We start from the raw sequence: 23565 nt of genomic DNA, 5'->3' as shown, positions 1-23565 counted from the left end.
ATGTGGTTGTTGGTCACTGTCGCTGTATTTTTTCTGGCGCGTTATATAGCACTAAAAGCAAGAAACCCTCTGTTTAATCCGTTGCTGATTAGCATTGTGATACTCATTCCACTGCTCACATTTCTTAAAGTACCTTTTGAGACTTATTACGCTGACAACGAATGGATCAGTTATCTATTGCAACCCGCAGTCGTTGCTCTTGCTTACCCACTGTATGAGCAAATACCCCAAATTCGGGCCAATTGGCGAATTATAGCGCTAGCTTGCGGTGTTGGAAGTATTGCATCCATGTTCAGTGCTTCGATGATTGCTGTGTGGCTCGGTGCAGATATGGAACTAGTTGCGAGCCTATTGGGTAAATCGGTTACCACTCCGATTGCTATGGAAGTATCAAGCCATCTTGGAGGCGAACCCGCTATTGCAGCCATTCTTGTACTCCTGGTCGGACTGTTTGGCGCCATTCTTGCCTACCCAATTTACAATCTACTTGGAATCACCCACCCGATTGCAAAAGGTTTAACCATGGGGACAGTTTCCCACGCCCTCGGTACAGCGACTTGCGCCGAGAAGGACCCAAGAGACGCCGCTTTCAGTTCACTTGCTCTCGTAGTGTGTGGGGTGATTACGTCAATCCTTGCACCTTCCGTCTTTGCTTTTGCTCTTTGGTTTGGCGATCTACTTGCTTAAACTATTACTACCTGGTGCCGATTATGTTTTTGAGTCAAATCGGCACTAAAATGTGTGACATCACTCTTATTGCTGATCATTTGCATTTATTGCACATTTATATGTGACTCCCATCACGATTAAATATCCTTTTCTTACATAGAATGTGGGTAAACCAAACGCAATTTCAAAGGACACAGCATGACAGATCGTTTTGATTCAGCGCTAGCAGAAGTGCCAGAGCCAATCGCTAACTTTCTCAGACCTATCATTACCGCGTCACACTTCGATGCTACTTTGTCTCAACAGCAATTTGAACAACTGCGAACAATCTCTGGCTTAGAAGATGATGAATTACGTGTCGCATTGCTGCCATTTGCTGCGGCGTACTCATACGCACCCATCTCTGAATTTTATGTTGGAGCCATCGTAAGAGGCACGTCTGGTAAACTCTATTTTGGCGCTAACATGGAAATCATGGGCGCGCAGCTCGGTCAAACGGTTCATGCAGAACAATCCGCAATCAGCCACGCCTGGATGAAAGGCGAAACCGGGCTGAAAGACATTACGATTAACTTTAGCCCTTGCGGCCACTGTCGCCAGTTCATGAATGAGTTAACAACGGCAGAAGAGCTGATTGTACAGTTGCCCCAAAGAGACGCGATGACACTGCAAGAATATTTGCCTGAGTCATTTGGTCCAAAAGATCTGGGCATCAGTGAAGGCTTGATGAGCCCTCAGGCGCATAACCTGTCAACCGAAGAGTCTGATAGCTTGGTACAACAGGCCGTGGCCGCCCTCAACCGAAGTCATGCTCCTTATACGTCAAATCTGAGTGGCGTTGCAATCGCAATGAAAAATGGGAAGACCTATCAAGGTGCCTATGCTGAAAACGCTGCATTCAACCCAAGTCTGCCACCTTTACAAGTTGCCTTTGTTCAGTTGCTACTTGACGGCCAGAGATTCGAGGACATTCAGCTTGCCGCGCTTGCTGAAGTCGCAAATGGAAAGATCAGCCATCTGGCCGACACTCAGGCCACACTTGAAGCCATTGACCCTGATATACAGCTAGAATACGTTTCCATTTAATAGCCTGATTCCCAATATAGATACAGCCCTGCCTTGATGCTGGGCTGTATCTATATCGTAATCCTTTTCATCAAATAAAAACCGCGCAAACGATTGCTTTCCTGTCCCAATCCAGTATGATCCACCGCAATTCTTCCTCATGAATGTTCAAGGATTTTATATGTTTGGTACAGCAACTAGTGAAAATGCTACACGTGTATTACTGTTAGGCTCTGGTGAACTGGGCAAAGAAGTAGCCATTGAATGTCAGCGACTCGGATTAGAAGTTATCGCTTGTGATCGCTATGCTGATGCGCCAGCAATGCAAGTGGCTCACCGTAGCTATGTTCTTGATATGTTAGATGGAGAAGCTTTAGAGCAAATCATCAGCAAAGAAAGACCAGACTACGTCGTACCTGAAATTGAAGCCATTGCTACCGATAAGCTTGTGGAACTTGAGCAGAAAGGATTGAATGTGGTCCCCACTGCCAATGCAACCAAGCTAACGATGAACCGTGAAGGTATTCGTCGTCTCGCAGCTGAAGAGCTTGGGTTGAATACATCCCCATATCAGTTTGCGGATAACTATGATGACTTTAAAGCAGCGGTCGCTCAGGTTGGTGTACCGTGCGTTGTAAAACCGGTGATGAGCTCATCTGGCAAAGGACAAAGCGTAATTAAGACTGAAGCCGATATCGACAGTGCCTGGACTTATGCTCAAGAAGGCGGCCGCACGGGTGCGGGGCGCGTCATTGTTGAAGGTTTTATCGATTTCGATTACGAAATTACGTTGCTTACAGTAAGAGCAGTGGATGGCGTGCACTTTTGTGCGCCGGTAGGTCATCGTCAGGAAGACGGAGATTATCGTGAATCATGGCAACCACAAGCCATGTCAGCAAATGCGCTCAAAGCCGCAGAATATACCGCAGAGCAAGTCGTCAATGCACTTGGCGGCTATGGTATTTTCGGCGTAGAACTCTTTGTTAAAGGTGACAAAGTCATTTTCAATGAGGTCTCCCCTCGCCCGCATGATACCGGACTGGTCACTCTTATTTCGCAAGAGATGTCAGAATTTGCGTTACACGTACGAGCGTTTACCGGACTGCCTATTAATGGCATTACTCAGAATGGTCCAGCCGCATCAGCCGTCATACTTGGACAGGGTACGTCCAACAATATCCGTTTCGAGGGTCTGGACGATGCACTGTGTTTGCCACAGACACAACTTCGTTTATTTGGTAAGCCCGACATTGATGGGCGCCGACGTTTAGGCGTGGTACTAACCAAACGTAAGTCAGTCGAAACCGCCATTGACGATGCCGTAAATTGTGCAAAAAAAGTGAAAGTGATTTACTAAATTTCACGTTCAGTGCAATACAGATAGCAAGGGCTCTGAATGATACTTCAGAGCCTTTTCAGTCACTATCGTGTCTCAGACCACACTGCAAATTCATTGCCGCTCGGTTCGGTAAAATGAAAGCGGCAACCACCCGGAAAATCAAAGATCTCTCGTACAATTTCACCGCCACAATTAACTATCTTTTGATAGGTAGCTTCAATATCATCACTATAGAACACCAGCAACGCCCCTCCCTGGCTAGATTTTGAACAGAGGTTTGCCTGATAGAAGCCCCCATTGAGGCCCTCATTCGAAAATGCCGTATACTCGGGGCCATAGTCTTGAAAGTGCCATTCAAATGCTTGATGAAAAAATCGCTTTGTTAAATTGAGGTCGCTTGCAGCAAATTCCACGTAATCCAGTTTTCCATGCTTCGACATATCGTTTCCTTATGTATTCCATCTTTCTGTCATATATCTTAATAATGGTTTAGCTGACCTGCTGTGAGGTATCGTTGATTTGCAGAATTCTGGCGGATGATTGACCGTACAGACAATAAATCATGGTGGTCAATGTAAATATTCATTATTATTCATCAAATCAATCCACCGAACGGAATCATTTGTGCAACGTTACCAGACAGAAGCCAAAAACCTTCTCAAACTCGCCTCTCCTGTTTTGATAGCCTCCATAGCCCAAACAGGTATGGGGTTTGTTGACACCATAATGGCAGGCGGTGTGAGCGCCATTGATATGGCAGCGGTTTCTATTGCCGCTAGCGTTTGGCTGCCATCGATTCTATTCGGTATTGGGTTGTTAATGGCTCTCGTTCCTGTGATAGCACAACTCAATGGCGCAGGGAAACAACGACAAATTCCATTTGAAATCCACCAAGGCATAGTGATGGCACTTATCATCAGTGGGCCTATCATTCTGGTGCTATTACAGATAGAAACTATACTAGCGCTCATGGATGTCGAAACTGTAATGGCAGACAAAACCGTTGGTTATATCTATGCGGTCATTTTTGCGGTTCCTGCCTTTCTACTATTTCAAACACTTCGCAGCTATACCGATGGAATGTCTCTTACCAAACCGGCCATGGTCATCGGCTTTATTGGGCTCATCATCAATATTCCACTTAACTGGATTTTTGTATATGGCAAGTTCGGAGCGCCTGCTCTCGGAGGCGTTGGCTGTGGCGTAGCGACAACGATCGTTTATTGGCTGATGTTCCTGATGATGCTTTTTTACGCGACAACTACCCCCAGACTTCAGCACATTGAGTTGTTCAAACATTGGCATCCACCTGAGCTGAGAGCACTAAAACGTCTGTTCAACCTGGGATTTCCTGTCGCTGCAGCAATGTTTTTCGAAGTCACGTTGTTTGCCGTCGTCTCTTTGATTGTCGCGCCACTTGGCTCGCTGGTGGTAGCCTCTCATCAGGTGGCGATGAATTTCTCTTCTTTGGTGTTTATGATTCCAATGAGTATTGGCGCTGCAGTAAGCATTCGAGTTGGACATAAGTTGGGTGAAACAGATACAGAGGGAGCGGTTATTGCCTGTCGTGTTGGACTAGCCGTCGGCTTAGCAACAGCAATATTTACCGCTGCCTGCACTGTATTATTTAAACAACAGATCGTTCACCTCTACACCGATAACCCCGAAGTAGTGGTGCTCGCGATGCATCTGCTGGTCTTTGCTGCAATATACCAATGTACCGACGCGATTCAGGTTGTCGCTGCGGGAGCATTGAGAGGTTACAAGGACATGAAGGCCATCTTTAATCGTACCTTTGTCGCCTATTGGATCATCGGCTTACCGCTGGGTTACGTACTCGGTATGACCGATTTACTGGTAGAGAGGATGGGCATTGTCGGTTTCTGGCTGGGCTTCATCGCCGGACTTTCCAGCGCCGCTGTTCTGTTAGCTTTTCGCTTGATCTGGATGCACAAACAAAATGAGGCATTACAGTTGGAGTTTGCCAGCAGGTAGACTGCGGTCAACGCACAAAGTAGGCGCTATTGCATCGTCTGACGTACTACTATAAAGATATAGTCCCCGTTGACGGTGTAAATGTGTCAAACCAGATAACTCTTTCGCTTGCATCATATTGGCTAAAGGTCCTCACACTGGCGTTTCTTCTGGCAGGCTGCTTTCAAAGTGGTGACGTATCCCATCATTTTGAAGACTATCAGCAAAGAATTGTGTCAGTACAGGGCAGCGTTCCTGTCGCCGCCCCTGTTATACGTGTTATTGAGCTTCCCGACAAACGAGATCTTCACAAAGAGATTCCACGAACAACATTGGGGTTAGTTGATAGTTACCAGTTGAGGAAGTGCGGCTTATTTGGCCTGATTGCTGAGCGTAATTCCGTGCTCGGTAAAGTACAGGATCAGTTCCGAAATTTCGATTATCAAACTCAGTTGATCGATGGGCTTGAGCAATGCCTCACTTCAAATTTGCTTGAGGAGCAATTAAAGAACGATCTACAGGTCATCTTGGATACCAAATACCGTTACCTCAACGACTACTTCAGTAATCTTGTATTAACCAGTGATGCAATGCGTGCTCAGTTAAGTGGTCACCGGTGGTTGGAAAGAAGCAAAGCAAGTATGGCAGTACAGGTAAAATCATCATTTGAAGTTCTTAATGAGACGGCCCGGTACATCTTAGAAGCCTCCTCGAAACAAGGAACACTTACGCCTCCCCCTCTCATTACGCCCTATCAGGAAGTACTAGAAAAAAACAACTTCGTTGGTCGTCTGGCATTTTCACTCAAAAACAGCTCCGATTGGCTGAACGTGACAACGGAGCAACTCATACGTTATGACGCAAACATTGTCTGTGGAAAAAACCGTGATAAAACCAAATTTAACTATTTGATTAATGTGTTTAACAACGTTTTTGCTGCCAACATTCAACCCTATCTGTCGTATTTGGATTCTGAGTATCACACCATCGCCCAACATACTGCATTTATTTCTACTGTACTGGAACAGCAGGCACGCTCGCAAACTGACCGCTATGATATTCACCTGATTCACGACGAGTTCTCATTGGCAATCAAACAGCACGTCAACTATTGGCAATCGTTATTTAAGCGTTGTGGTAAGACCCTTCATGCCATTCGCACCGAATGAACTCATATCTTCCGACTGAGCACCCGCTCTCATTCTACCTCCCGAATTCGATAAAATCGTGCAAAACGGGGGATACCGTTCACCGTCCATCCATTGTGTTTAAACGTAACAACTTCACCGACTTTAGGCGGATTTGCACGTTCTGAGTCACTCAAACCCGATCCTAAATAAAAGCGCACACCGTCATCCAGCTCTATAAGCAAAGAACCCAACTGCCCTTGGTATTTGCCCTGGCCTTGCCTGTAGCCAACGACCACCCCATCCATATCCTGTACTGCTTTCATTTTAACCAGCGAGCGGTTCCTTCCCGGATGGTAAACCTCATGACGTAATTTCAACATCAGGCCCTCAGCGTGACGACTGGTAAGCTGCTGTAAGTATTGCTGCAATTCACTGTGTGAGGAAACGGTCTTTTGTTCAACGCAGCGGATATGAGTCATTCCATTGCTATCGCAATAAGACCTGAGAAATTCATAGCGTTTTTCAAATGTCCCCAAGTGCCCCGGCACATCAAAGAGCATAAACGTTATGCCCTTCCACGACTTTTCATCTGGTATTCTATCGAGTACCGTTTTCTGAACTAAAGAGAACTGGTTTCTCCCTGCCCACAACTCACCTTCTATCATCACGTCGGGTAAAGGTGCGGTAAACCAGCGTGGCGCATTGATTACCCGGCCACTTCTGGTTACAAGTTCTGCGCCAGTCCAAACCGCTCTTATTCCATCGAGCTTTTCACTGACGTAGTATTCCGCCAGGTTTAGACTTTGTTGGTAGTCGATCGCGTTGACCACTTGGGGTTTTTGCTCAACAAACTTAACCCCTTCAGCTACACTGACCGCAGAAAATAATGAAACGTAGGCAATGCCTGAAGCACTTACTCGGTATTTCATCAACATTAACCCTCAAATAATCTTTATTTTTGAGGATTTTAATACGACTTAACAATAACGTAATCATAGGTATGGAGTAATTACGATCAATATAATGGGCACAGCCAACTTGAATATTATCAATTGCATTTTAATTTGAAATCGATCGAGATGTTTATTGCTTTTCTCTTACTAGGGCAACCAGTTCCCCCTCTCTGGTTTTATTTGAAAATATCATTATAACTTTGTCGATTCGCAGTAGAATGCTTCACCGATGAGCGTACTGCTGTAGGTTCCTTTGCTACTCGTCAGACTCAACCCGTCTTTATCACTAAAGACATGTAATCCTTCATTGCTATTATCGACACTCTTTTTAATGACAACGACATTCGCCCCCAATGCATGTGCCTTATTTCTTATCTTATTTCTTGCGCCGACCAAGATATTTCGGTCTCTGGTCATATCTGCGGTAAACCAGTTTCCCTGCGACCCATCGACTTCACCTAAGAATACACATTCAGCAGGTTCCATATCCATAATTCTTACTAGTTTAGCCTCTTCATTAATTGCCACCGCAGAGCAACCTAAAAGGTTTAGTGCAATAATAAAGGTTAATGTCTTTTTCATGTTTTGCCTCTTAGCCATTTTGATTACAACTGGAAAAGTTAGGCTGATATTTTTAACCAAAGACTAAACACTTACTAATCAGACAACGTCACAGATTAACGTCACACCGAACCTTGGAGCTGAACATTATTTGAACAAATAAAAAAAGGGAGAAACTTCTCCCCCTTTTCGTATTTGCACGAGTTTGATTATTGAATACCGAGCTCCTGCTTGAGAGAAGCAATATGGTTGAGGTCCATATTGTGAACTTTTAGCATCTGCTCTATCTGACTGATTCTAGACGTACTGGCATCATATCGATCACAGGAATCTGATTTCGCATCCCATGACGTCCCAGCTAAAAACAAGTCACAATCTTTTCTCAAACGCTCTAGGTCAGGCGTAATCTTTGATTTTTCTTGTTCCAACTTGGCCACTTCAGCTTTGAGTTCCGCTTCTCGCTTGAACAGCTCTTGTGATTGCTCAAACATTGAGCTTTGGATATCGGTTTGTCGTACCAACTGAGTATTTTTCTTCTCTTGTTTTACGATCTGCTGCTTTTGCGTTGTAATCTCACCTCGAAGAGTTGTCACTTCTTGCTCTAACTTAGCGATGGTATCATTCAGAGAATCCACCTGCGTTTGATGCTCAGCGACCTTATCTTCCACCGCTTTACGCAACTTCAACTGTGATTCGGATTCGGCTTGGGCAAGTTGCGCGCTAAGCGTTTCTTCTTGCTGCATTGTCTGCGATCGTACCTGTTGATAACGTGTATCCAAATCATCGTAACGTTGTTGCCAGTCATTTTGTGTGATAGCAGCACCTATCAATCCGCCAGCAGCCAATCCCAATACCGCCGCGATACCTACATACAAACGTGCGCGCTTGTCTTTCTGCTCAATGACAACAACATCGTCATTCTCTGCTTGCTGATGTTCAGGTTTATTTTCCACTCTAACCTCTTATAGAGAGCCTTGTAATTATGCCTACCGGAGTAGTTCTGTGACCACTAGGGTCACTGTATAGATTATGAAAGCTGAGACTACCGCTATGACCACACCTTTCTGAACTTTTTCATTGGTTCGATACCGGAACAGAAAAAACGCCAGAGCGACCAGGAACGCAATAGCAATTAATCGAGTCATATTCCTCTCCCTTGCATGTGACTATCCCAAAACAACCTCAAGATGCAGGTGACATGGGCATAAAGTTGCCAGTTTCCAGAGAGTTAACTTTACTACTCATCACTTTAACGCACAACACCATGCGAAAAGTCAGAAACATGTTCAATTATACCTGAGGGAACTTTTCAAGGCGCTTGCGTCGACAGATAAATTGTAAAATTATTCATGACATTAGTTTTTAATTACGATAGGATTGCGGTCACAGATTATCTATACATTAGATATTTGTTCCGTTGAAGACTGCAGGAGAGTGGTTATTAACCATATATTAACATATGGTTAGCATTACCCGCCGAAGAAGTAAATCTTTCAGGTGCTTTATTCTGAGAAATCAGACTTTATCTTTTTGATAGAGACAAAGCGAGGACTGTAGTTGGAGGAACCTCTGGAGAGAACCGTTAAATCGGTCGCCGAAGGAGCAAGCTCATTTCAAATGATGAGTGAAACTCTCAGGCAAAAGGACAGAGGAGAGAAAAGCAACGCAATAACTCATATTTAGTCGGTGACAATTTGTCGCCCTGGTACAATATCGAGTAGTGATCATTTTGGTTGTATACCAAATTATTACTGCCCTTTCTCTCTTCTCCTTAAGTTTTGTTTTATTAAGGGGAAACCATGAACGACCTTCAATCTTTACTGCAAGCCATCGACTCTTTTGTGTGGGGACCACCACTGCTCATTTTGCTTGTCGGTACAGGTGTTTATTTTACATTCAAGCTCGGACTACTGCAGTTCCGCCACTTACCAACCGCACTGAAGTTGGTATTTTCTAGAGACAAATCTGGCAACGGTGATGTGTCCAGTTTTGCCGCTTTGTGTACAGCTCTTTCCGCAACCATTGGTACAGGCAACATTGTTGGTGTTGCGACCGCAATCAAGTTGGGTGGCCCCGGTGCCCTTTTCTGGATGTGGTTGGCAGCACTGTTTGGCATGGCAACTAAGTACGCCGAATGCTTACTGGCTGTAAAGTACCGAAAAACAGACGCCAATGGTCAGATGCTTGGTGGCCCGATGTACTATCTGTTAGATGGTGTTGGGTCCAAGTTTCTCGCAGTTATGTTTGCGGTATTTGCTCTTGGTGTTGCATGTTTTGGTATCGGCACCTTCCCACAAGTCAACGCAATCCTTGACGCCAGCGAGATTTCATTTGGTATTTCCAGAGAAATATCCGCATCAGTGCTGACTCTTTTGGTCGCATTTGTCACGCTGGGCGGCATCAAATCTATTGCAAACGTTGCTGGTAAAGTGGTTCCAACCATGGCGGTATTCTATGTCTTGGCCTGTTTAAGCGTCATTATTATGAATGCAGACCAGTTACTAGCGGCAATCGAACTCGTTGTAGTTTCTGCATTTACAAGCACCGCTGCGACCGGTGGTTTCGTTGGTGCCAGCATTATGCTCGCCATCCAGTCAGGTATCGCTCGTGGTGTCTTTTCAAACGAAAGTGGCTTGGGAAGTGCTCCCATGGCGGCGGCCGCAGCAAAGACCGACAGTTGTGTGCGTCAGGGGCTTATCTCCATGACGGGTACATTTATTGACACCATTATTATCTGCACCATGACAGGTCTGGCACTGATCCTTACTGGTGCCTGGCAAAGCGACTTTGCCGGTGCGGCGATGACCACACATGCGTTTGCTGTTGGTCTTAACGCTGACACAGTAGGGCCTTTGCTTGTCTCTATCGGTCTTATTTTCTTCGCTTTCACTACCATTCTGGGCTGGAACTACTATGGTGAACGTTGTGTTGTTTTCCTGATGGGTACCAAAGCAGTCCTGCCTTATAAAATTATCTTTGTCGGTTTAGTCGCCTCTGGTGCCTTCCTTCATCTGGATATGATTTGGATAATCGCGGATATCGTAAATGGTCTCATGGCGGTACCGAATTTGATTGGCCTGATTCTATTAAGACGAGTGGTTATCGAAGAGACCCGTCTGTACTTTGCTGCCATGTCTGCGCAAAAAAACAGCGCGGTGACCGCATAAGTATATTTAGGTTAACCCCTGACATCAGGCTCAATTAACCGCATACAAACAACAACGTAAAAGGTCTGATTATTCAGACCTTTTTTTATTAATGAGACTTATACTCAAGTGATCTCAAGATGCAGGACTCAGAGCTTCATCAAGGTGTTCAGTTCAAGGAAAATAGTTGAAGGAATGGTATTCCCTTTCGAAACTATTTGGCGCAGAAATGGGCACCTTGATGAGCTCCCATAGGGCGAGTTTACTTGAGTATAGTTCGACGAAAAATAACCATCACTACGGCGGGAATGGCAATCATAAGTGGTATGACTAAGGTTTTGAGTATTAACGTCCCCAATCCACTGTAAGATATCGTTTGTTCCAAATAGAAATAACCAAATAGCGTAACTAGTATAAGCAACAGCGACGTTAACAATTCTTTTAAGCACATCCTAGACCGAGGCGGACAGTAACTGCTTGCCACAGAGAAGAGCAACATCCCCAGGCACAAAGCTAACCAACTTAAAAAACACGGATACTGCCAAATGTAAGTGATGAGGGCGGCAATGCCAGTCAGCACGACCCATACTTTAGTCTGCGTAAAAGTATAGTCCTCGCTGACAGTCAGGCTGAAGTGATGACGTATAAAGTGCCACGCTACCGATGCCCCAATGATTGCTCCGACAAACATATCGGATAGGAATGCACCGCCGCTCATAAACTGGTAGAACGCAAGTAACACTGTGACCAAGAATGCAAATATGGAAAATTTAGCGATATGCCGGGCATTAATCTGGCTGACGACAATGGTTGAAATGCAAATCCAGTTTGCCATCATCAAATCAGGAAAACTGAAACCTGAACGTTCACTATAGTTAATCGTCGGTAGATAAGCGTGCGGAACCGGAAATCCGAAACCCTGCTTTGCCACAAGAATGAATAGCGAGGTAGCAGCCACTGCAAACATCAACTGCGCCATAAAATGCCTCCCCCATAGCCATATAAACAGGGGTAAAAAAGCAATCAACAACAAAGGCTGAACCAACAGGTATACCAGATTGCCACCTAGCAAAACCAGTTCCTGTATCCACGCAGGACCTTCAATCAATGCTTGTTGAGTACTTGCCAGCCAGAAGAGTTCAATCTGATGTATGCCTGGGGCAGACTCGATTAAGTTTTCGACGTAGTTGACAGGTTGGTTATCCAACATAGCGTACATCTGCTTAACCAACGGCCATTGCTTGGGATAGCGATACTCTCTGGGGATAACCGATTTGGGTGCAAGCAAATAAGCACTGCGGATTTCAACCCCAAAATGGGGTGCAAAATAGATTGGTAACTCGACACCACGGCCGAAATTGGATTCACTGTAAGCAATAATGTCAGACTCTACCTGACACTCATAAAAGACAGCATGCTCGGTCCGGCCGACCTCGCGGCCAACATTCACAACCAACCCGGCTTCTTCCCAGGTTTCTCGTTGCGCTGTCAGTCGGGGGTTTTCGTTATTTTCTATCGTCCCGCCAGGCAATGACAGTTTTCCGGTGAGAATTTCATCCACCAATAACAATCTATCGTCAGAACGAACGAGACAAAGCGACCCCTTGATTGAGGGCTCAAGAGGCCTGTCATCAAATTGTTGTGAATTGTGCACCGGCTTAACACTGAAGTCGGTCGAACTGACTGATCGTGTGTCAGCAGAGCCAATCTCATTGGCAGACGCTGCACTCTGATATATTGATAAAAACGCAAGCAAAAGCGCACAAACAAAATGGCTCAAAATTTGAGTCACAAACGTACCTAATTTAGATTTTTTTTCTAAGACAATGAATATGAGGAACAAACCCCTCATTTTTGTATAAACCGAGAGCAGGTTGATTAAAGTCCCAGACTTCGACCATCAACTGCACAGCACCAAGTTCTTTCAGGCGAACCTGTGCTTCTTTAAGTAGAGCACTGGCTATACCTGAATTTCGACAATCTGGTTCAACAAACAGTTCATCAATATTGCCAATCAAACACGACTGACTTATCGGAGAAATCAGTTCACAAAACTGAGCAGTGACAAATCCGAGTATCTGTTCAGATATCCCTTTACCTTTACTTTCCGCAACTAATACGATGCAATCTGGAGAGTCCAAATAGCGCGATATGCTCTTTTCCTGCTGAATTTCTGCCGCAGTTTTAAAATCTTCTGGTACTGCTTGTTGATGGTGGTCATGCAGTTCGTACATTAAATCATTCAGCGTTTCCAGATCGCCGGACGTTGCAGACCGAACTTTAAATTTTAAATCAATCATATAGCAGAGTAATTTGTTACTAAAACAGCAAAAGGTTTACAAATGTACGCCTAGTGTGAGGGTTTTGTCAGGCATGTGCAAATAAAAAAAACTAAGGAATGGTTATTGATATCGCTGTTAGGCCATTGTGATACATCCAACCTGTCTATACTAAAAGGAAACTTATGGGGACTGGTCTATGAAAGCACTCGTGCTGGCGATCATTACATTATTGTTTTTGGTACCTCTCTCTTACGCATCTTTACCACTCAAATGCACGCTCGATGCAACGAAAGACCACTTTTGGTATTACCACGAGCAACTGGTCTATCAAAGTGAACAGTTCGTCATCTTTCAGAATTTTAAGGGTCGTGTCGTCACACAAGTCGACTTGAAAACAACCAAGTTCAGTCGAACAACCTATATTGGTGAGCCGTTTATTCCCAAATACCAAATATTATTTGGTCGCTGTGAGGAACCAAACCATGTGCTACGAATGTGGCAAATGAGCTCGGTTCCTTTTGACAATTAAAATAATCCTTTAGTTGGTATGCAAGACCTTCTCGATTTCAGATAAGCTCGTTGGATCATCAATAGTCGATGGAACTGTATAGGTTTTACCATCGGCTATTTGACGAATAACACGGCGCAATATTTTTCCCGATCGGGTTTTAGGGAGTCTTTCAACAACCAAAGCATGTTTGAAGCATGCCACGGCTCCTATCTCCTGACGTACTTTGCCGACGAGTTCTGTTTCTAACTGGTCACTATCGACTTTAACACCATCTTTGAGTACAACCAGTCCCAATGGCAACTGCCCTTTCAAATCATCATGAACGCCAACCACAGCGCACTCGGCAATGGCCGGATGACCACCTACAATTTCCTCCATTTCACCGGTCGAAAGCCTGTGACCCGCAACGTTGATTACATCGTCCACTCGACCCATGATAAATAGATAACCATCTTCATCCAGATATCCACCATCGCCTGAGACATAGTAGCCCTCAAACTGGCTCAAATAGCCAGATTCATATCGGTCGTGGTTACGCCATACGGTGGTGAGACAACTTGGTGGTAATGGCCGCTTAAGAGACACAAAACCTTGTTGATTCGCTCCCACTGGTTCACCCAGTTCATTCAATATTTCCACTTTGAAGCCTGGGCTGGGTTTTGTTGAAGAGCCCGCTTTCACTGGCATTGGCTCAATACCGACGGGATTAGATGAGATAGCCCAGCCCGTCTCTGTCTGCCACCAGTGATCAATCACAGGCTTTTCAGCATGGCTTTCTACCCATTCCAGAGTTGGTGGATCAAGACGCTCCCCTGCCATAAAAATGCTTTTCAGGCTATCAAGGTTGTATTTCTTCAGCTCAACAGCATCAGGATCTTCTTTCTTGATGGCTCTGAATGCGGTCGGTGCTGAGAATAAAACACGAACCTTGTATTCCTCGCACACACGCCAAAACGCGCCAGGGTCAGGTGTTCTCACTGGTTTTCCCTCAAACAATATCGAGGTACAGCCATGTATCAACGGGGCATAAACAATGTATGAGTGCCCCACCACCCAACCTACATCAGATGCCGCCCAAAATACGCCATCGGTAGGCATGTCATAGACGGCCTTCATAGAATACTTCATGGCAACTGCATGCCCACCGTTATCACGCACCACTCCTTTGGGCTTGCCTGTAGTGCCTGATGTATAAAGAATATACAGAGGATCAGTAGCCAGTACTGGAACACAGCCGTGTGGAAGAGAATTTTGATATTCCTCGGCCCAATTGAGATCCCGCTTCTGACTCAGTTCGGCTTCACACTGTGGTCGCTGAAGCACAAACACCTTTTCAGGCTTCCAGCGGCTATCCATAATTGCTTTATCAACCAGAGGTTTATACGGCAGCACTTTGTTAATTTCGATACCGCAGGAGGCGGTCATGATCACTTTCGGCTCGGCATCTTCGATACGCACCGCAAGTTCGTTAGGCGCAAAGCCACCAAACACCACCGAATGAATTGCCCCCAGTCGTGCACACGCCAACATAGCCATCGCCGCTTCAGGAATCATGGGCATGTAGATAACAACGCGATCGCCTTTCGTCACTCCCTGCTTGGCTAGCATTCCCGCTATTTTTGCTACCCGGTCTCTTAACTCTACATAACTATAGGTTTGCTTGATCCCAGTCACCGGAGAGTCATAGATCAGTGCCGTATTATCCCCGCGACCTTGCTCACAATGGTAATCCAGAGCAAGCCATGCTGTGTTCATCACACCATCGGGGAACCAACGCTCAATGCCATTCTCATCCTTCTCAAGAATTGTCTTTGGAGCCTCGAACCAGTCAATCTGTTTTGACTGTTCCTGCCAAAAGGCTTCTGGCTGCTGTTCCGCCCACTGATATTGCTTCTGATATTCAGACATAATGTATCCTCCAATATGTCTTTAGTTCATAGTTCCCGAAGGCACACGAACCCAACCTTCCATAAGGATTCTAGCGCTTCGACTCATAATGGCTTTCTCTACAGCCCAGCCAGTTTCCGTTTTCGAGGCAATGGCCCCAACCTTCAAAATGCCAGAAGGATGGCCAAACGTGACAGTGTCTCTTTCTCCTCCTCCAGCCGCGAGGTTCACAATCGTTCCCTCAACGCTTGCAGCGCAAGCAATGGCAACGGCAGCCGTCCCCATCATTGCATGATGAAGCTGCCCCATAGACATAGCGCGAACGAGAAGGTCTACGTCCTCCGCTTGGATCGGCTTGTCACTGGATGATTGGTAGTCTTTGGGTTTGGAAACAAACGCGACCTTAGGAGTGTGTTGACGGGTTGCGGCTTGTTCCAACGAATCAATTAGCCCCATTTTCATTGCACCATGAGCTCGAATCGTTTCAAACTTGTTCAGCCAGTTCTGATCGCCGTTGATCTGCTCCTGAAGTTCAGTCCCTTTGAGTCCCAACTCAGTAGCATCAATAAAAATCGTTGGGATACCGGCGTTGATGAGGGTTGCGTTGAAAGTACCAACATCGGGGACATTAAGATCATCCACCAGATTTCCGGTTGGAAACATGGATCCTGAACTGTCACTTGGGTCAACAAATTCCACACTGATTTCAGCAGCCGGAAACGTCACACCATCCAGCTCGAAGTCACCCAATTCCTGGACTTCGCCATCAACCATGGGAACCTTGGCAATAATGGTCTTGCCAATATTACCCTGCCAGATGGTAATCTCAGCAATCCCGTTCACTGGAAGCTTCTCCGCATCGATGAGCCCACTGTGTACCGCAAAAGGACCCACTGCAGCAGAGAGGTTACCGCAGTTTCCACTCCAGTCGACAAACGCCTTATCGATTGACACCTGGCCGAACAGATAGTCTATGTCATGACCTTCTTTTTCGCTTTTAGAGACAATCACCGTTTTGCTGGTACTGGATGTCGCCCCTCCCATGCCATCAATCTGTTTGGCATAAGGGTCCGGGCTGCCGATCACGCGCATCAACAGCTTGTCACGAGCGGGGCCCGGTTGCTTTGCTTCTTTAGGCAAATCCTGCAAACTAAAGAACACCCCTTTACTGGTACCTCCACGCATGTAAGTAGCGGGAATTTTCATTTGTTTCATCTTTATTCCCTCCAGTTACTGCGCCAGAAAATCCTGAGCGAAACGCTGCAGTACACCGCCGGCAGAATAGACGCTCACCTCGTCAGCAGTATCAAGACGACAGGTAACCGCGATATCTATTTTTTCCCCAGATGCCCGAGTCACGACCAAAGCAAGATCACAGCCCGGATTTATCTCTCCTACTACGTCATAGGTTTCAGAGCCATCCAGACCTAAGGTGTTACGATTAACACCCGGTTTAAACTGCAACGGTAATACACCCATCCCGACTAAATTCGTGCGATGAATGCGTTCAAATCCTTCGGCGACGATTGCTTCTACTCCGGCGAGACGAACCCCTTTTGCCGCCCAGTCTCTGGACGACCCCTGTCCATAGTCGGCACCAGCCACAATAATCAGAGGCTGTTTTCTTTCCATGTAGGTTTCTATCGCTTCCCACATTCTGGTCACCGTGCCTTCTGGTTCTACCCTGGCGAGTGAACCCTGTACCACCTCGCCGTCCTGTTTCACCATTTCATTGAACAACTTAGGATTAGCAAAAGTGGCGCGCTGAGCAGTTAAGTGATCACCGCGATGAGTGGCGTAAGAGTTATAATCCTCTTCCGGAACTCCCATGCTGGTCAGATATTCGCCGGCAGCACTAGACGCGAGAATCGCATTCGAAGGGGATAAGTGGTCCGTAGTAATGTTGTCTCCAAGAACCGCCAGAGGTCGCATTCCTTTAAGCGTGCGCTCCCCTTTCAGCGCGCCTTCCCAATATGGTGGTCGGCGAATGTAGGTACTTTTCTCACGCCAGTCATATAACGGATTGCTGACCCGCTTATTGTCTTCAAGTTTAAACATCTGAATGTAAATCTGATTGAACTGTTCAGGCTTGACGTGTTTGTTTACCACTTCGTCTATTTCGCTATCTGAAGGCCAGATATCGTTTAAATAAATAGGATTGCCACTGCTATCAGTACCCAGCGCGTCACGCTCGATATCAAAACGAATCGTGCCCGCAATGGCGTATGCGACGACAAGGGGTGGAGACGCGAGAAAAGCCTGCTTTGCATAAGGGTGTATACGCCCGTCAAAGTTACGGTTTCCCGACAAAACAGCGGTTGTGTACAGATCTCTGTCCACTATTTCTTGCTGTATCTTCGGATCCAATGCACCGCTCATTCCGTTACAGGTTGTGCAGGCGTAGGCCACAATACCAAAGCCCAGTTGTTCTAACTCGGGTAAGAGGCCAGCTTCTTCGAGATACAACTTGGCCACTTTCGAGCCTGGCGCAAATGAGGACTTCACCCAGGGTTTACGAACCAATCCAAGTTCATTGGCTTTCTTAGCAATAAGTCCCGCAGCTACAACATTGCGTGGATTACTGGTATTGGTACAAGAAGTAATGGCGGCAATGATTACCGCACCATCCGGCATTTCGCCTTCATTTTGTTGCCACTCACCCGCAATCCCCTGTTCGTGTAGCTGCGCGGTTGGCAGACGTCGATGTGGATTGGATGGGCCAGCTAATGTTCGTTCTACCTGAGAGAGGTCAAATTCCAACACACGTTCATAGTCAGCATGCTGGAGATCGTCAGCCCAAAGTCCGGTGTGTCTGGCATAGGTTTCGACCAGTTTTACCTGCTCATCATCCCTGCCGGTAAGCTTGAGGTAATTAATGGTCTGCTCATCGATGTAGAACATCCCTGCCGAAGCACCATACTCCGGCGTCATATTTGAGATGGTCGCTCTGTCACCAATGGTCAGTCCCTTAGTGCCCTCGCCAAAGAACTCAAGATAGCTCGATACCACACGTTCAGCTCGCAAGAACTCAGTCAAAGCCAACACAATGTCGGTCGCAGTGATACCCGGCTGTCGTTCGCCGATTAGACGCACACCCACAATGTCAGGTAGTCGCATCATCGATGGGCGGCCCAACATCACCGTCTCGGCTTCTAAACCGCCGACACCAATGGCGATCACCCCTAACGCATCCACATGCGGGGTATGGCTATCGGTACCGACGCACGTATCGGGAAAGGCTACACCGTTTTGCGCCTGAACTACCGGAGAAAGCTTCTCCAGATTGATTTGGTGCATAATGCCATTCCCGGCAGGAACAACACTGACATTCTCAAATGCGGTTTTACACCATTCGATAAAATGAAAGCGGTCTTCATTACGGCGCTCTTCAATGGCTCGATTTTTCTCGAATGCACCGTCTTCAAACCCGGCATGTTCCACTGCCAGAGAATGATCGACAATCAATTGCGTTTCTACCACCGGATTCACACTGGACGGGTCGCCGCCCTCTTTTGCAATCGCATCACGAAGACCCGCAAGGTCGACAAGCGCCGTCTGTCCCAGGATGTCGTGACACACAACGCGAGCCGGATACCAGGGAAAGTCTTTATCTCGTTTGCGATAGATGAGTTGCGCCAAACAAGCGGTCAACTCTGATGGGTCGCAGCGGCGTACCAGATTCTCGGCTAACACGCGTGACGTATATGGCAGGCGCTCATACGCGCCCTGCTCGACATCATTTACCGCCGAACGAGTATCGAAATAATCGAGGCTCGTTCCCGGCAAAGGTTTACGGTACTGATAATTGTTTTGTTGATTAGACATGATCACGTCCTTTGTAATACCGGCTATTCTCGCTCTTCGATCGGCGTCCATGCTCTCGCATCCGGGCCATCGTAATCCGCACTAGGTCTTATGATTCTGTTGTTTGCGCGTTGCTCATAGACGTGAGCCGCCCAGCCAGTTAAACGACTCATAACAAAAATGGGCGTAAACAGCTTGGTTGGGATGTCCATAAATTGGTACGCCGAAGCGTGGAAAAAGTCGGCATTACAGAACAGCCCTTTTTCTCGCTTCATTACTGCTTCAACGCGTTCAGAGACATCGTAAAGATAGGTATCACCCACCGCTGCAGACAATTCTTTCGACCAACGCTTAATCAAAGCATTTCTTGGGTCATTTTCACGATATATGGCGTGCCCAAAGCCCATGATTTTGTCTTTATTAGCTAACATTTTCAGAATATGGCTTTCCGCTTCGTCAGCCGTTCGCCAATCCTGAATCATTTCCATAGCCGCTTCATTGGCACCACCATGTAGCGGCCCTCGCAATGTACCTATGGCGGCGGTGACACAAGAATGAATATCCGACAGCGTCGAGGCGCAGACCCGGGCAGCAAAGGTAGAAGCGTTAAACTCATGTTCTGCGTACAAGATGAGTGAACAATGCATCACTTTCTTATGTAACTCTGAAGGCGCTGTGTCCGTTAGCATTTTTAAGAAGTAACCACCGATACAATCCTCAGACTGATCAGTCGTATCAATGCGAACGCCATCATGACTATAGCGGTACCAGTAACAGATGATGGCAGGGAATAGCGCCAACATTCTTTCGGTAGCTTGCTGCTGCTGAGAAAAATCATGTTCCTGCTCAAGGTTACCTAACACCGAACACCCTGTTCGCATCACATCCATCGGATGAGCATCTGCAGGAATAAGCTCTAGCGCTTTCTTGAGTGGCTCTGGAAGCCCACGTAGCCCAACAAGAATCGTCTTATATTGGTCCAGTTCTTTTTGGTTCGGCAAGTGACCGCGTAACAGCAAGTGAGCCACTTCTTCAAACTGAGCATTATTGGCCAAGTCAGTAATGTCGTATCCGCGATAAGTCAGCCCTGTTCCTGACTTACCGACGGTACACAAAGACGTTGTACCTGCGCTTTGGCCTCGCAGACCGGCGCCACCTATGGCTGAATTTGGCATTTTGAACTCCTTTTCCGCATTACGCCCTTCATGGGTCTTTTTTGTGCGGTTTCACGTTATTGGATGATTTGTTAACTGTTTAATGGGTTTCCCAGGCTTCACTGTAAACACACTGACGAAGCAATTAGGATTTGTTCTCAGCAAACAGCTGATCCAGTTTGTCTTCGTAGCTATGGTAGTTAAGATGTTGATAGAGCTCAGCACGTGTCTGCATTTGTGCCGTCAGCGCTTCCTGATTACCAACATCAAGGAGGTGCTGATACACATTCTCCGCCGCTTTGTTCATTGCCCGGAACGCTGACAACGGATACAGCACCATGTCGACGCCAACACTGGCAAGTTCTTCGCAACCAAAGAGTGGTGTCTGGCCAAACTCGGTAATATTGGCAAGGATTGGTACGTCCTTTCCTGTCGCATCTGCTAAGGCATGTTTGAACTGCCTGTAGTGCTCTAATGACGTCATTGCCTCCGGAAATATCATATCGGCCCCAGCTTGAACGCACGCTATCGCGCGCTCAATCGCTTTGTCCATTCCCTCTACCGCCAGGGCATCGGTTCGTGCCATCACGACAAATTGATCATCTAATCTGGCGTCAACAGCGGCTTTAACCCGGTCTACCATTTCCTGCTGGCTTACAATTGCTTTGTTGGGCCGGTGACCGCATCGCTTCTGAGCAACCTGATCCTCTATATGTACTGCCGCTGCTCCTGCTTTCTCCATTGCCTTAATGGTGCGAGCAATATTAAAAACACCACCAAAACCTGTATCGATATCGACCAGTAAAGGCAAATCACAGGCATTCGTTATGCGGTCCACATCCACCAGTACATCGTTAAGGGTAGTAATACCCAAATCCGGCAGACCGTATGAGGCATTAGCAATCCCACCCCCGGATAGGTAAATGGCCTGATGGCCCACATTCTTCGCCATCATCGCGCAATAGGGATTCACCGTACCCACAACCTGTAGAGGATTGCTATTGGTGACGGCGTCACGAAATAATTGACCTGGGGATACTGACATTCTTGTCTCCTTGTCTATCCAATGAACACTCAATTTGATTGCTCTTAAGTGCCCATAATGAGTTGATTAACTATCCAAATTCTTTTCAATCAGAGCCTTACTTCTCGAGATATGACGTCTCATCAGTAGCTCTGCCAATTCTTCATCTTTGTTTTTTATCGCATCCAGAATAAACAAATGCTCCTTCAATGCTGATTCAGGGCGAGATTGTGTTCTTGGCGACTGATATCGGTACATTCGCAAAAGGTGGTACAGTTCATTGCATAGCAGATGTATTAACTGGCTATTTTGACTGGCCTTGATAATTCGATAGTGAAAGTCAAAATCACCATGCTGGTGAAAATAGGAGGCACCTTCAACTTCATCGATGTGCTCGGAGTGTCGGCCTAGTAGCTTCTCCAACTCCGCAACTTCCTCATCGCATATATGTTTTGCCGCCAGACGAGCCGCCATCCCCTCCAGCGCTTCACGAACGGAGTACAACTCCACTAACTTTTGTTGTGATAATGTGATTACTCTGGCACCAACGTGAGGAATGCGCTCAATTAAGCCTAACCCTTCCAGTCTCATGATGGCTTCTCTCAGTGGACCACGACTGACTTCAAATCGTTTCGCCAGTTCTGGTTCAGAAATTTTACTACCCGACTCGATTCGACCTTCGACAATCTCTTCAATCAGCCGTTCTGTTAAATTTTCTGATTTTGTGCCCTCTTTTAATAACACCGTTTCCTCAACCGCTATTTGTACATTCATATAGCTACTTACCTTTAAAACTTAGCACATTGTTGACAATGCCCATTCAATAAACACTATTTAAGCAACCAAATAACAATTAATCAACTTAATTGTCGACAATATATACTAATGTCTAAGCCAAGCAACCTGGCGTGAACAATATGAACAAAATTCACCCTATGCTCTTTATCCTCAATATCTGCGCTTTATTGATGACCTTGTAACAACTGCGTAACCTTTAGCTAACCCATAGAGGTCAAGCTGGCCCCTCTAGCCGGCAGACAATAAAGTCAACATAAGGAACGTGAACATGTTTAAGGCACTAAAACCTACCCTTGCGGCATCTATCGTTACAGCCACTCTCTCATTTGGCAGCTACGCGGCAGATATTGAGAAAATCCATTTCCTAATCCCTGGCGGCGCTGGTGGTGGTTGGGATATGACCGCACGTGGAACGGGTGATGTACTGGTTAAAGCGGACATTGTCGACAATGTCTCTTTCCAGAACCTGTCTGGCGGTGGCGGCGGTAAAGCAATCGCACACCTGATTGAAACAGCTGAACGCCAAGAAGACACGCTAATGGTAAATTCGACACCCATTGTTGTTCGCTCACTAACGGGAGTATTCCCTCAGTCATTCCGCGACTTGACGCCTGTTGCTGCGACCATTGCAGACTATGGTGCGATTGTTGCTCCAGCTGACTCGCCCTATAACACTTGGGAAGACGTGGTCGCTGACTTCAAAGAAAACCCACGAAAAGTAAAAATTGCCGGCGGCTCCGCTCGCGGTAGTATGGACCACCTAGTTGTTGCCGCAGCGTTTAAAGGTGAAGGCTTCGATGCTAAAAAGGTTCGTTACATCGCTTACGATGCAGGTGGTAAAGCCATGGCGGCGTTGCTATCAGGCGAAACACAGCTGTTATCAACTGGCTTAGGTGAAGTACTAGAAATGTCCAAAGCGGGACAGGTGAAAGTACTAGCGGTCACCGCACCTAAACGTCTTGACGCTGCACCTGATATTCCAACACTAACCGAGTATGGCAATGAAACCGTATTTGCCAACTGGCGTGGTTTCTTCGCAGCGCCTGGTGCGAGCGAAGAAAAAGTCAAAGAGTGGAATGAAGCTCTAACTAAGATGTACACCACTGAAGAGTGGGCTGTAGTCCGTGACCGCAATGGTTGGATCGATAACTACAAAGCGGATAAGGACTTCTATAAGTTCCTTGAAGACCAAGAAAAGCAAATGGGTGCGCTCATGACTGAACTTGGATTCCTAAACCAGTAGTGCCGAAAAAGGGGGAAGCTTTCCC

21 protein-coding genes and 1 riboswitch are annotated in these 23565 nt (G+C 46.4%); of the genes, 8 read left to right on the top strand and 13 right to left on the bottom strand.

All coding sequences use genetic code 11. The features are described 5' to 3' along the window. The 3 genes from C4S60_RS07275 (at position 1) to purT (ending at position 3091) form a co-directional block, all read left to right on the top strand. Complete coding sequence (locus C4S60_RS07275; protein ID WP_103879679.1) at positions 1-687, top strand: CidB/LrgB family autolysis modulator; 687 nt, start codon at positions 1-3, stop codon at positions 685-687. 180 nt (positions 688-867) lie between these two features. After that, the gene (cdd, locus tag C4S60_RS07270) at positions 868-1755 is read left to right on the top strand and encodes a cytidine deaminase (protein ID WP_103879678.1); all 888 of its coding nucleotides are present in this window, start codon (positions 868-870) and stop codon (positions 1753-1755) included. 160 nt (positions 1756-1915) lie between these two features. Next, positions 1916-3091, top strand: a complete 1176-nt coding sequence (purT, locus tag C4S60_RS07265; protein WP_103879677.1) for a formate-dependent phosphoribosylglycinamide formyltransferase — start codon at positions 1916-1918, stop codon at positions 3089-3091. 65 nt (positions 3092-3156) lie between these two features. On the opposite strand, the gene C4S60_RS07260 is transcribed toward purT, so the two are convergent. Then, a complete protein-coding gene (locus C4S60_RS07260) occupies positions 3157-3513 on the bottom strand; it encodes a VOC family protein (protein WP_103879676.1) in 357 nt (118 codons plus the stop codon). 184 nt (positions 3514-3697) lie between these two features. Here C4S60_RS07260 and C4S60_RS07255 point away from each other — a divergent pair, with 184 nt between their 5' ends. Beyond that, the gene (locus C4S60_RS07255) at positions 3698-5068 is read left to right on the top strand and encodes an MATE family efflux transporter (protein WP_103879675.1); all 1371 of its coding nucleotides are present in this window, start codon (positions 3698-3700) and stop codon (positions 5066-5068) included. Positions 5069-5151: 83 nt separating this feature from the next. Next, a complete protein-coding gene (locus C4S60_RS07250) occupies positions 5152-6216 on the top strand; it encodes a DUF3080 family protein (protein ID WP_160111344.1) in 1065 nt (354 codons plus the stop codon). A gap of 29 nt (positions 6217-6245) precedes the next feature. Here C4S60_RS07250 and C4S60_RS07245 read toward each other — a convergent pair whose 3' ends face one another. From C4S60_RS07245 to C4S60_RS23635, 4 genes are all read right to left on the bottom strand, one after another. Continuing rightward, positions 6246-7106 (bottom strand): DNA ligase, encoded by an 861-nt coding sequence (locus tag C4S60_RS07245; protein WP_103879758.1) that lies wholly within the window; start codon positions 7104-7106, stop codon positions 6246-6248. A gap of 216 nt (positions 7107-7322) precedes the next feature. Beyond that, the gene (locus C4S60_RS07240) at positions 7323-7712 is read right to left on the bottom strand and encodes a DUF4156 domain-containing protein (protein WP_160111343.1); all 390 of its coding nucleotides are present in this window, start codon (positions 7710-7712) and stop codon (positions 7323-7325) included. 188 nt (positions 7713-7900) lie between these two features. Further along, entirely contained in the window at positions 7901-8644 is a 744-nt protein-coding gene (locus tag C4S60_RS07235) for a chromosome partitioning protein ParA (protein WP_103879672.1), read from the bottom strand. Positions 8645-8677: 33 nt separating this feature from the next. Further along, positions 8678-8836 (bottom strand): hypothetical protein, encoded by a 159-nt coding sequence (locus C4S60_RS23635; protein ID WP_167390960.1) that lies wholly within the window; start codon positions 8834-8836, stop codon positions 8678-8680. 414 nt (positions 8837-9250) lie between these two features. Beyond that, positions 9251-9350: riboswitch (glycine riboswitch) on the top strand. Positions 9351-9490: 140 nt separating this feature from the next. Between C4S60_RS23635 and C4S60_RS07230 the strand changes: the two genes are divergently transcribed. Beyond that, entirely contained in the window at positions 9491-10858 is a 1368-nt protein-coding gene (locus tag C4S60_RS07230) for an alanine/glycine:cation symporter family protein (protein ID WP_103879671.1), read from the top strand. Between the two features lie 241 nt (positions 10859-11099). Here C4S60_RS07230 and C4S60_RS07225 read toward each other — a convergent pair whose 3' ends face one another. Both C4S60_RS07225 and C4S60_RS07220 read right to left on the bottom strand, forming a co-directional pair. Continuing rightward, on the bottom strand, positions 11100-12629 hold the full coding sequence (locus C4S60_RS07225; RefSeq protein ID WP_160111342.1) for a bifunctional NUDIX hydrolase/phosphatase PAP2 family protein: 1530 nt from the start codon (positions 12627-12629) through the stop codon (positions 11100-11102). A gap of 13 nt (positions 12630-12642) precedes the next feature. Next, positions 12643-13137, bottom strand: coding sequence for a GNAT family N-acetyltransferase (locus C4S60_RS07220; protein ID WP_103879669.1), 495 nt, complete (start codon positions 13135-13137; stop codon positions 12643-12645). A gap of 178 nt (positions 13138-13315) precedes the next feature. Between C4S60_RS07220 and C4S60_RS07215 the strand changes: the two genes are divergently transcribed. Further along, positions 13316-13648: a hypothetical protein gene (locus tag C4S60_RS07215; RefSeq protein WP_103879668.1), complete on the top strand. Its 333-nt coding sequence runs from the start codon at positions 13316-13318 to the stop codon at positions 13646-13648. Positions 13649-13657: 9 nt separating this feature from the next. Here C4S60_RS07215 and C4S60_RS07210 read toward each other — a convergent pair whose 3' ends face one another. The 6 genes from C4S60_RS07210 to C4S60_RS07185 all read right to left on the bottom strand — a co-directional run bounded on the left by C4S60_RS07210 (position 13658) and on the right by C4S60_RS07185 (position 22273). Then, positions 13658-15538 carry a propionyl-CoA synthetase gene (locus C4S60_RS07210; RefSeq protein ID WP_103879667.1) on the bottom strand — a complete coding sequence of 627 codons (1881 nt, stop codon included), beginning with the start codon at positions 15536-15538 and terminating at the stop codon, positions 13658-13660. Positions 15539-15559: 21 nt separating this feature from the next. Further along, positions 15560-16732: a 2-methylaconitate cis-trans isomerase PrpF gene (prpF, locus tag C4S60_RS07205; protein WP_103879666.1), complete on the bottom strand. Its 1173-nt coding sequence runs from the start codon at positions 16730-16732 to the stop codon at positions 15560-15562. A 15-nt stretch (positions 16733-16747) separates the two neighbouring features. Next, complete coding sequence (acnD, locus tag C4S60_RS07200; protein WP_103879665.1) at positions 16748-19342, bottom strand: Fe/S-dependent 2-methylisocitrate dehydratase AcnD; 2595 nt, start codon at positions 19340-19342, stop codon at positions 16748-16750. Between the two features lie 23 nt (positions 19343-19365). Next, positions 19366-20496 carry a bifunctional 2-methylcitrate synthase/citrate synthase gene (gene prpC, locus C4S60_RS07195; RefSeq protein WP_103879664.1) on the bottom strand — a complete coding sequence of 377 codons (1131 nt, stop codon included), beginning with the start codon at positions 20494-20496 and terminating at the stop codon, positions 19366-19368. Between the two features lie 124 nt (positions 20497-20620). Continuing rightward, positions 20621-21520: a methylisocitrate lyase gene (gene prpB, locus C4S60_RS07190; RefSeq protein ID WP_103879663.1), complete on the bottom strand. Its 900-nt coding sequence runs from the start codon at positions 21518-21520 to the stop codon at positions 20621-20623. 66 nt (positions 21521-21586) lie between these two features. Then, entirely contained in the window at positions 21587-22273 is a 687-nt protein-coding gene (locus C4S60_RS07185; RefSeq protein WP_103879662.1) for a GntR family transcriptional regulator, read from the bottom strand. 292 nt (positions 22274-22565) lie between these two features. Between C4S60_RS07185 and C4S60_RS07180 the strand changes: the two genes are divergently transcribed. Beyond that, complete coding sequence (locus C4S60_RS07180; RefSeq protein ID WP_103879661.1) at positions 22566-23540, top strand: tripartite tricarboxylate transporter substrate binding protein; 975 nt, start codon at positions 22566-22568, stop codon at positions 23538-23540. The last annotated feature ends 25 nt before the right edge of the window (positions 23541-23565 follow it).

It is taken from the genome of Vibrio hangzhouensis, assembly GCF_900107935.1.
Taxonomy (GTDB): domain Bacteria; phylum Pseudomonadota; class Gammaproteobacteria; order Enterobacterales; family Vibrionaceae; genus Vibrio; species Vibrio hangzhouensis.
The sequence above is the reverse complement of the archived record's forward strand: the minus strand, read 5'-3'. Positions and strand labels throughout refer to the sequence as shown.

Coding starts and splice junctions, on each gene's coding strand:
- C4S60_RS07275 (WP_103879679.1), top strand. CDS start 1: ATGTGGTTGTTGGTCACTGTCGCTGTATTTTTTCTGGCGCGTTATATA.
- cdd (WP_103879678.1), top strand. CDS start 868: ATGACAGATCGTTTTGATTCAGCGCTAGCAGAAGTGCCAGAGCCAATC.
- purT (WP_103879677.1), top strand. CDS start 1,916: ATGTTTGGTACAGCAACTAGTGAAAATGCTACACGTGTATTACTGTTA.
- C4S60_RS07260 (WP_103879676.1), bottom strand. CDS start 3,513: ATGTCGAAGCATGGAAAACTGGATTACGTGGAATTTGCTGCAAGCGAC.
- C4S60_RS07245 (WP_103879758.1), bottom strand. CDS start 7,106: ATGAAATACCGAGTAAGTGCTTCAGGCATTGCCTACGTTTCATTATTT.
- C4S60_RS07240 (WP_160111343.1), bottom strand. CDS start 7,712: ATGAAAAAGACATTAACCTTTATTATTGCACTAAACCTTTTAGGTTGC.
- C4S60_RS23635 (WP_167390960.1), bottom strand. CDS start 8,836: ATGACTCGATTAATTGCTATTGCGTTCCTGGTCGCTCTGGCGTTTTTT.
- C4S60_RS07230 (WP_103879671.1), top strand. CDS start 9,491: ATGAACGACCTTCAATCTTTACTGCAAGCCATCGACTCTTTTGTGTGG.
- C4S60_RS07220 (WP_103879669.1), bottom strand. CDS start 13,137: ATGATTGATTTAAAATTTAAAGTTCGGTCTGCAACGTCCGGCGATCTG.
- C4S60_RS07215 (WP_103879668.1), top strand. CDS start 13,316: ATGAAAGCACTCGTGCTGGCGATCATTACATTATTGTTTTTGGTACCT.
- C4S60_RS07210 (WP_103879667.1), bottom strand. CDS start 15,538: ATGTCTGAATATCAGAAGCAATATCAGTGGGCGGAACAGCAGCCAGAA.
- prpF (WP_103879666.1), bottom strand. CDS start 16,732: ATGAAACAAATGAAAATTCCCGCTACTTACATGCGTGGAGGTACCAGT.
- acnD (WP_103879665.1), bottom strand. CDS start 19,342: ATGTCTAATCAACAAAACAATTATCAGTACCGTAAACCTTTGCCGGGA.
- prpC (WP_103879664.1), bottom strand. CDS start 20,496: ATGCCAAATTCAGCCATAGGTGGCGCCGGTCTGCGAGGCCAAAGCGCA.
- prpB (WP_103879663.1), bottom strand. CDS start 21,520: ATGTCAGTATCCCCAGGTCAATTATTTCGTGACGCCGTCACCAATAGC.
- C4S60_RS07185 (WP_103879662.1), bottom strand. CDS start 22,273: ATGAATGTACAAATAGCGGTTGAGGAAACGGTGTTATTAAAAGAGGGC.
- C4S60_RS07180 (WP_103879661.1), top strand. CDS start 22,566: ATGTTTAAGGCACTAAAACCTACCCTTGCGGCATCTATCGTTACAGCC.